Origin of the sequence: Hyphomonas sp. UBA3601 (assembly GCF_002375605.1) — a bacterium.
In the GTDB taxonomy this organism is placed as follows: Bacteria; Pseudomonadota; Alphaproteobacteria; order Caulobacterales; family Hyphomonadaceae; genus Hyphomonas.
Genome location: NZ_DFME01000124.1, coordinates 17,127 through 28,890 on the forward strand (window position 1 = coordinate 17,127; position 11,764 = coordinate 28,890).

Genomic DNA, 11,764 nt, shown 5'->3' on the forward strand with positions numbered 1-11,764 from the left:
GTGCGCCCGATCGGCGCGCAGGATACCCAGCCGCTGATCCCGCCATTGCCGCCGCAATTCTACTGGATCTGGACGCCGACGAATTTCCCCAACCTCTCAATGTTCTATCATGTGAACCATGATGAGGCGGGTGAGGCATGGAACACCCGCGCCGTGCTGGCGATGGATGGCGCCGGGCAGGGCGAATTGCTCCATCTCGACAAGCCGCACATGGACATCAATTACACGCCGGGCACACGGCGGATGAAGTCGGCCAAGCTGCATCTCGAGGACGGACAGGGAAATCCGCATACGGTTAGTTTCGAGCCGTTCGGAACCTTCCTGATGAAGGGCATCGGCTATGGCCATCCTGAGCGCAAGCATGGCTCCTATCATGGTGACCAGTTGTCGGTTCTCCGCGAGGATTACGAGCCTGAGAAAATGTCTTGGCAACAGCCTGAAAATCTCCACATCCAGGCCATCGCCCGCGCGCGGCATGAAGGGCCGAACGGCTTGTCGTCCGAAGGTATCGGCGCCTTCGAACAATTGTTCATGGGGCCTCATGCCCCCAGCGGTTTCAGGGATATTCTCGACGGGGCGGCCTAGCCCCAGAGCGCTGATGTTGGAGGGCTGACCATGCCGTCCGAATAGGTCAGGCCATGCGCGATGTCTTCGGCGAGCCAGAGCGGGCCGTCCAGGTCTGCCGCGTCAGCGAGGCCGGCCAGTAGAACGGCGGGCGCCATCGACAATGATCCGCCCACCATGCATCCGAGCAGGACACCAAGTCCGCTTTCGCGTGCGGCGCGGACCGTGCGAATAGCTTCTGTAAGCCCGCCGGTCTTGTCGAGCTTCACGTTGACCGCATCGTAGCGGCGGGCGAGTTCCTGGATCTCGGCGCTCGTATGGGCGCTTTCGTCTGCGCATACGGATACTGCGCCGGGCCTCCTTAGCAAGGCCTCGTCTTTGCCAGCCGGAAAGGGTTGTTCGATCAGGACCACGCCCAAGTTTGCGGCACGCTTTACGATGGCAGGGAATTGTTCTGGCAGCAGACCTTCATTGCCATCCACGATCAAGCGGGCATCGGGACGGGCCGCATGAACTGCTTCGATCCGTTCAAGGTCTTCCGGTCCGCCCAGTTTCAGCTTCAGCAAACGGCTGGGCGTTGAGCGCGCGGCCTCGGCCATTGCGTTCGCCGTGTCGAGGCTGACCGTAACCGCAGTCTCGATCGGCTTGGGTTCGGGAAGGCCCGCCAGTTTCCACACAGGTGTGCCGGTCAGTTTGGCTTCCAGATCCCACAAGGCGCAGTCGACGGCGCACCGGGCAGCGCCAGCGGGCATGGCGGTCTGCAAGGCCTCCCGGCTGAGACTGCCTTCGATCTGAGCCCGACGGGCTTCGATCGCTGCATGTACCCCGGTCTGGGTTTCGCCATAGCGCGGGTAGGGCACGCATTCACCCTGTCCGACCGCCTCGCCCTCGCGGATGGTGACCTGAATTGTATCCGCGCTGGTCTTGGCGCCGCGTGAAATGGTAAACGCCGTCTTCAGGGGTGAAGAAACATCAGTAATTTCAAGTGTTCGCTGGCCCATGTATGGTCCCAATAGGTGAAATTTGAACAATCATGCTTTTCAGGTCTTAAGCATGTTTGGATAGGGTGGTCAGGTAGAAAAGCAATTGAATGGCGAACCCTAGCATCCCCGAATTCGCGCTGGAAACCAGCGGCGAACAGACCGTCCTCCGTGTCTCGGGGGACTGGACCGTGCGCACGGTTCAAGCCGTGGACGACGGTTTGCGCGATTTGGAGGCCCATGAGGGCGCGCTCGTGTTGGACGCTGCGGCGCTCGGCAAGCTCGACACCGCCGGCGCCTTTGTCATTGACCGCACGCTGCGACAATTGTCAGAAGCGCCTGCCCGAATCGAGGGCAACCATTCCAACGCCGAAAACCTGATCGGCCAGGTGCATGCCGTGACCGATGTGGAAGAGCCCAAGCGGCCGCCACACGGCGGACTGGTCGATATGCTTGAGCGGACCGGCCGCGGTTTCATGAACATGCTGGGCGAAGCCAAGGACACGTTGGCCTTTCTCGGTGAGACGCTGGTGACGACATTTCGACTTGTCCTGACGCCCTGGAAGTTGCGCTGGACCTCTATTGTCTCTGTGCTTGAAGAGGCTGGTCTCGATGCGATGCCAATCATCGCGTTTCTCTCTTTCTTTGTCGGTATGGTGGTGGCCTTTATTGGCGCGACAACCCTGCGCGACCTGGGCTCTGAAATCTTTGTGGTCGAGCTGATCGGTTTTGCCATGCTGCGCGAGCTTGGGGTCATCATGACCGGCATCGTTCTGGCGGGGCGGACCAATTCCTCGTTCACGGCGCAAATCGGCACGATGAAGATGCGCCAGGAAATCGACGCCATGCAGACACTCGGCCTGAAGCCGATGGATGTGCTGGTCGCGCCGCGTATCATTGCGATGGTTGTGGCCACGCCGGTACTCGCCTTTGTGGGCACGCTTGCAGGCATTGCAGGCGGCGTCATCGTTGGCTGGCTGGCACTGGACATCAATCCGGCACTCTTCCTTGACCGTCTTCAGTCGAACGTGCCGTTGGACCAGTTCTGGGTTGGCATGTCCAAGGCTCCGGTGTTTGGGTTCGTGGTGGCGCTTATTGCCTGCCGTCAGGGCCTGAATGTGGGTGGCAGCGTCCAGTCGCTTGGCAGCAAGACAACCACATCGGTTGTGCAGGCCATCTTCTCGATAATCGTGATCGATGCCCTGTTCGCCATCTTCTATATGGAGATGGGCATTTGACCGACGAAATCATCATCCGCGTGCGTGACCTGAAGACCGCCTATGGGTCTCATGTCGTACATGAGCATCTTGATCTTGATATTCGTCGCGGCGAGATCATCGGCGTCATCGGCCCATCAGGCTGTGGCAAGTCTGTGCTTTTGCGCGCGATCACTGGCCTGAAGGAACCTTCGGCGGGCAGTATTGAAGTGTTCGGCAAGCGATTGGAGACACTCGACCCGGACGAGCGCGCCGCCGTGGAGCGCAGCTGGGGCGTCATGTTCCAGGACGGCGCACTGTTCTCGAACCTCACCGTGCGCGAGAATGTCATGGTGCCCATGAAGGAGCACACCGACCTCTCGCCGCAGCTATGCCGCGAACTGGCGGACATGAAAATTCTGATGGCGGGCCTGCATGGGGATGCCGGCCCAAAGTTCCCGTCCGATCTGTCAGGTGGCATGCGCAAGCGCGCGGCCCTTGCGCGGGCCTTGGCACTCGACCCGGAACTCCTGTTTCTGGATGAACCTACCGCCGGGCTCGACCCGATCACAGCAGCCAATTTCGATGCGCTGATCCGACAGCTGCAACGCGCATTGGGCCTGACGGTCTTCCTTGTGACGCATGATGTGGATACGCTGCAGGCAACTTGTGACCGGATTGCCGTGTTGGGCGAGAAACGCGTGCTGGCAGTCGGCACAATTGATGAATTACGGGCCTTCGATCATCCGTGGGTCCAGGAATATTTCGGAGGTCCGCGTGGGCGGGCCGCGACGGGACACTAGAAGAGGACCCGGAGACGATGGAAACGCGAGCGAATTACGCCCTGATCGGAGCATTCGTCCTGATCGCCACGATGGCCGTGGCGGTATTCACGCTGTGGCTGGGCCAGTCCCAGTTCCGGCAGGATTTTGAAGCCTATGATATTGTCTTCGAGGGACCGGTCTCGCTGGAGCAGGGGGCTTCGGTGCGCTATATCGGCATCAAGGTGGGTGAGGTCTCCTGGGTGCGGATCGACCGGGGGGATCAGTCCAAGGTACGGGCCCGGATACGTGTGGACGCGGAAACCCCTGTGAAAGTGGATTCTACGGCCTCTATCCAGCTGGCCGGCATTACGGGCATCACATTTGTTCAGATCACGGCAGGCTCACCCAAGGCAGCACCTCTGCGCGCGCGGCCGGGTCAGCCCGTGCCCGTCATCAAGGCCGAGCGGACACAACTCGACGAAATTTTTGCCGGTGGCGCCGAAGTGCTCGGCAAGGCCAACCGGACCATTGAGCGGGTGAACCTGATCCTCACGGATGAGAACATTGAGTCCCTGTCAGCCACGATCCGCAACATCGAAACACTCAGCGGGCAACTCGCCGCCTCCGATGGCACGATGGCGCAAGCGACCCAGACGCTGAAAGATGTGTCGGCGGCGAGCGCGCGCTTTGAAGCGGCCTCTGCGTCGTTGGAATCCTTCGGGACGAATGCAGACAGTCAGATGACCGAGTTCGGCTCGCAGGCCAATGCGCTGGTCGCCGAAATCCGCGAAGTGGCTGCCAGTGCGAACAAGACGGTGGAGCAGAGCAATCTCGCGGTACTTGCGGCGACAGACGCCATCGAAGGCCCGGCCACAGGCGCGCTGGTCGACGCGCGTCTTGCCAGCCGGGATTTGCGCCTGTTGATCAACCGCCTCGACCGGGTCGCGCGTGAATTGGAACAAAACCCCCAGGGCTTCGTGGTCGGTGACCCGGCCCCATATGAGGAGAGCCGCTAGATGATCCGTGTTCTTATGACTGGCCTTGCGGCCTGTAGCCTCGCAGCATGTGTGTCTGTCTTGCCAGAGCCAAAGGTGCCACAGGGCCTCTATCGCTTTGCGCCGATGGAAACAACCTACGATTTGGATGCGTCTGTTCTCATTCGTGAGCCGGATGCGTCACGCCTCGTAGCCGGTCGGGCGATTGCGGCGGAAGACTCCAGTGGTGCGCTACGTTTGGTGCCGAACGTGGAATGGACGGATTCGTCGACACGCCTGATGCAGATGGCGATGCTGGACGCGTTGCAGGGGCAGGGCGCAGGCAAGGCGATTGCGCCCGAGACGGGAGCTTCAGCGCCCTATGAGCTTTCCTGGCAGGTAACGGATTTCACCTTGTCCGGTACGACCGGGCGGTGCCGCGTGCGCGCGACGCTCATGGACGGTGGATCGCGAGATGTGCTGGACCAGATCGTGGTCTCGAATTCTGCCAGTGCCAATGGCGGGTCCAATGCAGACCGTGCCAAGGCGCTGGGCGAAGCAGGCCGGGCCTGCGTGAACGATGTGGCGGCCTTCGTCAGCCAGTACATCAACGTTCACGCAGACGCGCCTGAGGCTTGATCTAGCCGCTTTTCATCTGGTCGAACGCAATGTCCTTGTCCACGCGGACATCCTGGGGCAGGCCCAGAACGCGTTCGGCGATGATGTTTTTCAGGATCTCATCCGTGCCGCCTGCAATGCGCAGGCCCGGGGCCCACATGAAGCTTTGCTGGAAGATGGCATCGGCTGGCATGCGATCTGAATCCGTCAGGATGCCGTAATGGTCCTGCATCTCGATGGCCGAGTTACAAATGTCCTGAAGGTGGTTGGCGGTGATGATCTTGCCGATCGAGTTTTCCGGTCCCGGTGTCTGGCCGCGTGATAGGGCCGTCTGCGTGCGGAACTTGGTCAGCTTGTAGCCTTGCGCGGCAACATACCAGTCGGCCAGTTTCTCGCGGAAAGCCTGATCAGACATGGTGCCTGCTTCCTTGGCATAGGCCATGATCTCCGCCCAGTCCGGGCCAGGGGAGCCGCCCACGGCAAGGCGCTCGTTCATCAGTGTGACGATGGCCACTTTCCAGCCCTGACCGACTTCGCCGAGACGGTCGGAATCCTTGATGCGGACATCCGTGAAGTAGACTTCGTTAAACTCGCGACCACCAGATGCCTGGTGGATCGGGCGCACTTCGACGCCAGCCTGTTTCATGTCCACGATGAACATGGTCAGGCCCTTGTGCTTCGGCACGCTCGGGTCGGTCCGGGTCAGCAGGATGCCGTAATCGGAATAGTGTGCGCCGGAGGTCCAGACCTTCTGGCCGTTGATGACCCATTCGTCGCCATCCTTGACGGCGCGGGTCTTCAGGCCCGCAACATCAGACCCGGCAGACGGTTCGGAAAAGAGCTGGCACCAGATTTCCTCGCCCTTCATTGCTTTGCCGACATAGCGCTTCTTGTGCTCGTCGGAGCCGAACGCGATGACGGTCGGGATGCACATCCCGAGGCCGATGGTGAAGGGGCCGGTCGGCGCGTCGAACTTGCCTTCTTCCTGGTTCCAGATGACCTGCTGCATCGGCGTGCCGCCGCGCCCGCCGATCTCTTTCGGCCAGGTGATCTGGGCATAACCGCCTTCGGATTTTGTCTTCTGCCATTGCTTGGCAAGTTTCATGAATTCGCTGCCATCCACGCGCTGACGCAGCGGCTTGTCGCCCTTGGGCTCGAGGTGCTTGCCGAGGAAAGCGCGAGCTTCGGCGCGGAATTCGGCTTCTTCTTTGGTGTCATTGAAGTCCATGAGTCATTCCTCCTTAGGCGGCATTCTTGTTTTCAAGGGTGCGGACGAGTTTTTCTTTCCACACTTTCGGCGCTCCGGCCTGAACGGCCAGCAGCTTGGCGCGGCGATAGAAGAGGTGGCAGTCCACCTCCCATGTAAAGCCCATGCCGCCATGGGTCTGGATGTTTTCCTTGGACGCGAACCAGAAGGCTTCGCATGCTGCAATGCGCGCCGCGGCGGCGGCTTCCGGCAGTTCGGCGGCACCCGTCGAGACGGCCCATGCGCCGTAGAAGCAGTTCGAGCGAGCAACCTCGTTCTTCACATACATTTCAGCGAGCTTGTGTTTGATCGCCTGATTGCCACCAATGGGGCGTCCAAAGGCGTAGCGTTCCTTGGCATAGTCGGTTGCCATTTCGAGGGCGCGGGAGGCGCCGCCCAGCTGTTCGAAGGCGAGCAGGACAGCCGCATGATCCAGGACCTGGTCATTCAGCATTTCGCCGTCGCCCGCGTTTCCAAGACGCGTGGCCGGTGCCTTGTCGAAGACGATCTCGGCATGGCTGCGGGTTGGGTCCAGTGTCTGGAGCGTCTTGCGGGTCACGCCTTCGCCGGTCAGGTCGACCAGGACCAAGCTCGCGCCGGAGCCTTCCTTGGCCAGCACAATGGCGTGCGTTGCGATATCGCCATCGGTGACCGGGACCTTGGTGCCCGAAAGCGTGGAGCCGTCGAAGGTCGTTTTCAGCGTATCCGCTGCTGGATTTCCAGGGCCTTCGCTGGCGGCGTAGCAGCCCACTACATCACCGCTGACGATACGCGGGAGGATTTCGGCCTGTTGCTCATTCGAGCCAGCCAGCTTCAGCGCTTCGGTGAAGAAGTAGACGGTGGAGGCCCACGGAACCGGAGCCAGGACGCGGCCCATTTCTTCTGCCAGCACGCACACTTCGAGCAGGCCCAAGCCGAGGCCGCCATGCTCTTCCGGGATGGCCGTGCCGAGCCAGCCCATTTCCACTACCTTGTTCCAGACAGTTTCATTGTGGCTGACATCGTCGTCATTCAACACCAGACGGACGGCCGTCATGGGGCATTCGGCTTCGAGGAATTTGCGTGCCTCATTGCCGAGAAATTTCTGGTCTTCGGAAAAGTCGAAGTTCATGTCGCTTGCGCTCCCCTTTGTGGCCGGTCGGGCCACTCTTTTTCTTCAATGATGAGCAAAATAGCGCGGTTTACGTGCGCGGAAACCCGTCACCCAACGGAAACGCGAAAATCCACTTTTGGTGGGAAATCGTGCCGGTAGGTCAAATTTCATCGATCGGTTTCACTGCGTTGAAAGGCCCAGATGGCAAAAATCACGTCTGAATTCGGGAGCAACTGATGGCCAAGGCGTTATTTCACAAATCGCAGCGCGTCTTCGTGAAGCCCGTCGGAACGTGGGCGCTGATCGAAAAAGTCGTGCCGCATTGGGTCAAGGACGTGGATGAACCGCTCCGCGTGACCTATGAGTGCGGATTGGGACGCAGTTTCCAGTCTCATGAACTGGCGGCTGAAGAGAGCTTGGCGAGGGATTCGCATGTCCTGCGCCCGGATGACGACGATTCCCTGCTGGAGCACTGGCATATCGCTCGCCGCCGCGCGAAATGGCGGGCCAGTATTGGTGGCCTCGGCATCAGTGATGTCGGGACCTATCCCGTGGTTGTGACGGATGAAGATGACCAGGGCGGTTGGCGCGTCACGGGCGGCGAATATGATCGCGACCCGCAACGTATCGAGCATCAGGCCCGCATGATCGCCTGCACGCCGGACTTGTTGCAGACCGTACGTCAGATCGCGGACTTCTGTCAGGAAAAACCGGATGACTGCCCGTCCGAACTCAAGCAGGTCGCCCAGCGTTGCGCATCGATCCTGCGCTTTGTCTATCAGCTGGATGACGCGGCTGAGGCAGATTCAGCGACGGTCGCGGCTGAATAGCCGCCCCTGTCGACCAAGTACCCCGACAACAAGAACTCCGACCAGCGCGCCGCCCAGATTGGCCGCAACGTCAAGGCAGGACCCCTCGCGTCCGGCCTCGCCAAGCATTTGCGCAATCTCAAGCCCGATACCGAACAAGGCTGATATGCTGAACGCCAAAGCAGCCGGGCGTGGGCCCACCCCGAACGCCACCGAGAGCGACGCGGCTAGGGCGGCGTAGGCTGCAAAGTGTTTGATCTTGTCCGACAATTGCGGAGCAGGGGCCTCACTGACCGGGACAAGGGAATAGACTGCGATAATGATCGCCAGTCCGATTGCGGCAAGCCCCGCCAGACTGCGGATGAGGGGATGAGACAGAAGTGCGCGCATCAGGCCTCGCCATTCGGGTTGATATCTGCAGACGCATGGGCGCTAGCCCTCGACGTTGCCAGCCAGACTCCCTAACTGAAAGACTGAAATCCTGTTTGCCGGAGAAAACATGCGCACTGAAGCCCCCATTGCCGTTCAATTGTCGGATTATTCGTCCTATCCCTTCGAAATCGAGCAGGTGGATCTGAGGTTTGACCTTCATCCGGATGCGACTCGGGTGCGCGCCGATCTGAAGGTCCGCCGGACAGGTGACGCGAACGCGCCCCTGGAGCTTGACGGCGAAGCGCTGGAGTTGAAGTCGATCGCAATTGATGGCGTTGCAGTGCCGGATGATGCCTACCAGCTGACGGAGACCGGACTGACGCTGGCAGAGGTGCCAGACGCGTTTACGCTGGTTACCGAAGTCGAGATCGCGCCCTCAAAGAACACTGCGCTGTCGGGTCTCTATATGTCAGGCGGCCGTTTCTGCACCCAGTGCGAAGCCATCGGATTCCGTCGCATTACGTTTTATCCCGACCGTCCGGATGTGATGAGCCGCTTCACCGTGCGCATGACGGCCGACAAGGCGACCTATCCCATCCTGCTGTCGAACGGTACGCCGGGCGAGGCAGGCGATGTGGATGATGGTCGGCACTTTGCGGTATGGGATGATCCGCACAAGAAGCCGGCCTATCTCTTTGCGCTCTGCGCTGGCGATTATGATGTCTACTCTGATCAGTTCACCACCATGAGCGGCAAGACCATCGATCTGGCAATTCATGTCGACAAGGGCGATGCGGATCGTGCGGCCTGGGCCATGGACAGCCTCAAACGCTCAATGAAATGGGATGAGGAGACCTATGGCCGGGAGTATGATCTCGGCGTGTTCAATATCGTGGCTGTGCGCGACTTCAATTTCGGCGCCATGGAGAACAAAGGTCTGAACATCTTCAACTCGGCCTATGTGCTGGCTGACGAAGACACCGCGACCGACGCAGATTTCGAGGCCATCGAAAGCATCGTCGCCCATGAATATTTCCACAACTGGACTGGCAACCGGATCACGTGTCGAGACTGGTTCCAGTTGTGCCTCAAGGAAGGCCTGACGGTTTTCCGTGATCAGAATTTTTCTGCCGACATGCGCTCGCGCCCAGTGCAGCGGATAAAGGACGTCATCCGCTTGCGCGCACGCCAGTTTGCCGAGGATGCCGGCCCATTGGCGCACCCGGTGCGCCCGACCACCTATGGGGCCATCGATAATCTCTACACGGCCACGGTCTATGAAAAGGGCGCGGAGATAATTGGCATGCTGCGCCGGATGCTCGGTGAGGAAACCTATCGCAAAGGCATGGACCTCTATTTCGACCGTCATGATGGACAGGCTGTCACCATCGAGGATTTTTATGCCTGTTTCGAAGAAGTCAGCGAGCAGGACTTCGCTCAGTTCCGACTTTGGTATTCGCAAGCCGGAACGCCAGAAATCACGATGGAAGAAAGCTGGAATCCGGAAACGCGCGAGATTGCTGTCACGCTGAAACAGAAGACGCCAGCAACACCCGGCCAACCAGCCAAGAAGCCGATGCTGATCCCGATGGAAATGGCGTTGATCGACGATGAAGGCAACATGGCTGAATGGATCACGCTTCTGGAAGATGAAGAACTGACCATGACCTTCGACCTGCCGGAAGGATCTGAACGCCCTCTGGTGTCGATCAATCGCGACTTTACCGCGCCGGTACGCATCAAGCGAGCGCTCAGCCGCGATGACCAACTCGCGATGATCCGACTGGAAACGGACCCGTTCAATCAATGGGACAGTGTGCAGAACCTCGCCAAGCAAGAAATTCTGGCCCTGTCCGAAGGATCGCAGGCGGAGCCGGATGATGCGCTTGTCGAAGCGATGGCTGTGGCTATTCGCGGCGCGGTGGACGACCCGGCCTTCGCGTCGCTCCTGACACGCCTGCCGGATGTGGGTGAACTGTTCCAGGAACGGCAGCCGGCTGACCCTGTGGCGTTGAACACCGCGCGCAAGAAACTGCAGGCAGCCCTCTACAGCAAGCTCTCCGATTTTGTGGATGACATTCTCGCCAAGTCTTCCCCGGAACCCTATGATCCGGGTGCAGAGCAGGCGGGTGAACGCGCCCTGCGCACGGCATTGATCAACCTGTTGGCAGCATCAGGCCACGACGAAGCGGGTGAGCGCCTTCTGGGTCTCTATAACGCCGCCACCAACATGACCGAGAAGCTCGCTGCGTTGCGCGGCCTGGCAGGGCTGGAAGGCGCGGCGCGGGAGACTGCACTGGCCGATTTCGAGAGGACGTGGAAATTTAACCCGCTGGTCATGGACAAATGGTTTGGCGTACAGGCGGGTACCGGTGATGCCGCAACCGTTTCAAAACTGGCGGCGCATCCGGATTTCGACATGGGCAACCCCAATCGCGTCCGCTCGGTCGCGGCGGCTTTTGCAATGCAGAATCTGTCCGGGTTTCACGCGCCGGACGGCTCTGGATATGAAGTCATCGAAGGCATTATACTTAAGGCCGACAAGGTGAACCCTGCGCTCGGTGCCCGTCTGCTGACTGCGTTTGAACAGTGGCGCATTCTGGAGCCGAAGGCGAAGGCAGAGGCAGAAGCCTGTCTCCGCCGTCTGCAAGCTGCTGATTTGTCAAAGAATTCTGCAGATATCGTGTCCCGCGCGCTGAGCTAGGCGGCGGAACCCGTTTTCTGGGTTAACGAAATCTGTACCTTTGTTAAGAATTGGGCAAGGATTACGATAGAAAACCAAAGCTGAGCCCTTGTTTTTCTAAGGAATCGGCACAGGAAGCACCTTGTCCAAGTCGGTTATCCCTCCGCAAACGGATACTGTCGCTGCGGGAGTCCCCAGTCGCGATGACCGGCGGCTGAAATGGACGATCATTGCGATTATCCTGTTGCTGGCAGGCGCACTTGGCCTGAAGGCCTGGGAAGAGCGCCAGACGGCCGACTCCACGCTTCTGGGTGCGCTTGAAGCCAACTCTTCGACCATCGCAGCGCGGCTATCCGGTCATGCCGGCACAGCTGAAATGGCGATGCGGCTGATTGCCGATGCAGGCGCGTCCCGCTCGGCAGTCGCCTCCGCTACGCCAGGAGTCGATGTGGTCGTTTCTCTGCA

General features: G+C 60.0%; 11 protein-coding genes and 1 pseudogene. 8 read left to right on the forward strand and 4 right to left on the reverse strand.

Going from position 1 to position 11,764, the window contains the following annotated elements; genetic code table 11:
- Nucleotides 1–585: pseudogene (locus tag B4F73_RS13525) on the forward strand (hypothetical protein); the annotation flags it as partial.
- On the opposite strand, the gene dgcA reads toward B4F73_RS13525, so the two are convergent.
- Nucleotides 582–1,565: an N-acetyl-D-Glu racemase DgcA gene (gene dgcA, locus B4F73_RS13530; RefSeq protein ID WP_349679574.1), complete on the reverse strand. Its 984-nt coding sequence runs from the start codon at nt 1,563–1,565 to the stop codon at nt 582–584. The pseudogene B4F73_RS13525 and the gene dgcA overlap by 4 nt on opposite strands.
- 89 nt (nt 1,566–1,654) lie before the next feature.
- On the opposite strand from dgcA, the gene B4F73_RS13535 reads away from it, so the two are divergent.
- Genes B4F73_RS13535 through B4F73_RS13550 form a run of 4 tightly spaced genes read left to right on the forward strand, consistent with a single transcriptional unit; the run spans nt 1,655 to nt 5,117 of the window.
- Nucleotides 1,655–2,782 carry an ABC transporter permease gene (locus B4F73_RS13535; RefSeq protein WP_206992304.1) on the forward strand — a complete coding sequence of 376 codons (1,128 nt, stop codon included), beginning with the start codon at nt 1,655–1,657 and terminating at the stop codon, nt 2,780–2,782.
- On the forward strand, nt 2,779–3,543 hold the full coding sequence (locus B4F73_RS13540; RefSeq protein ID WP_206992305.1) for an ABC transporter ATP-binding protein: 765 nt from the start codon (nt 2,779–2,781) through the stop codon (nt 3,541–3,543). The genes B4F73_RS13535 and B4F73_RS13540 overlap by 4 nt, the downstream gene beginning before the upstream one ends.
- Nucleotides 3,544–3,560: 17 nt before the next feature.
- Nucleotides 3,561–4,520 carry an MlaD family protein gene (locus tag B4F73_RS13545; protein WP_206992306.1) on the forward strand — a complete coding sequence of 320 codons (960 nt, stop codon included), beginning with the start codon at nt 3,561–3,563 and terminating at the stop codon, nt 4,518–4,520.
- Nucleotides 4,521–5,117, forward strand: coding sequence for an ABC-type transport auxiliary lipoprotein family protein (locus B4F73_RS13550; protein WP_206992307.1), 597 nt, complete (start codon nt 4,521–4,523; stop codon nt 5,115–5,117).
- Nucleotide 5,118: 1 nt separating this feature from the next.
- Here the strand turns inward: B4F73_RS13550 and B4F73_RS13555 are convergent, their stop codons facing one another.
- Both B4F73_RS13555 and B4F73_RS13560 read right to left on the reverse strand, forming a co-directional pair.
- Nucleotides 5,119–6,324, reverse strand: a complete 1,206-nt coding sequence (locus tag B4F73_RS13555; RefSeq protein WP_034815938.1) for an acyl-CoA dehydrogenase family protein — start codon at nt 6,322–6,324, stop codon at nt 5,119–5,121.
- A gap of 13 nt (nt 6,325–6,337) precedes the next feature.
- Nucleotides 6,338–7,453, reverse strand: a complete 1,116-nt coding sequence (locus B4F73_RS13560; RefSeq protein WP_290478674.1) for an acyl-CoA dehydrogenase family protein — start codon at nt 7,451–7,453, stop codon at nt 6,338–6,340.
- 218 nt (nt 7,454–7,671) lie between these two features.
- Between B4F73_RS13560 and B4F73_RS13565 the strand changes: the two genes are divergently transcribed.
- Nucleotides 7,672–8,265: a hypothetical protein gene (locus B4F73_RS13565; protein WP_206992309.1), complete on the forward strand. Its 594-nt coding sequence runs from the start codon at nt 7,672–7,674 to the stop codon at nt 8,263–8,265.
- On the opposite strand, the gene B4F73_RS13570 is transcribed toward B4F73_RS13565, so the two are convergent.
- The gene (locus B4F73_RS13570; RefSeq protein WP_290483526.1) at nt 8,242–8,634 is read right to left on the reverse strand and encodes a VanZ family protein; all 393 of its coding nucleotides are present in this window, start codon (nt 8,632–8,634) and stop codon (nt 8,242–8,244) included. The two genes, B4F73_RS13565 and B4F73_RS13570, sit on opposite strands and share 24 nt — an antisense overlap.
- Before the next feature lie 109 nt (nt 8,635–8,743).
- Between B4F73_RS13570 and pepN the strand changes: the two genes are divergently transcribed.
- A complete protein-coding gene (gene pepN, locus B4F73_RS13575) occupies nt 8,744–11,320 on the forward strand; it encodes an aminopeptidase N (RefSeq protein WP_290483527.1) in 2,577 nt (858 codons plus the stop codon).
- A gap of 121 nt (nt 11,321–11,441) precedes the next feature.
- A partial coding sequence (locus B4F73_RS13580) for a hypothetical protein (RefSeq protein ID WP_290483528.1) occupies nt 11,442–11,764 on the forward strand: 323 nt, incomplete at its 3' end.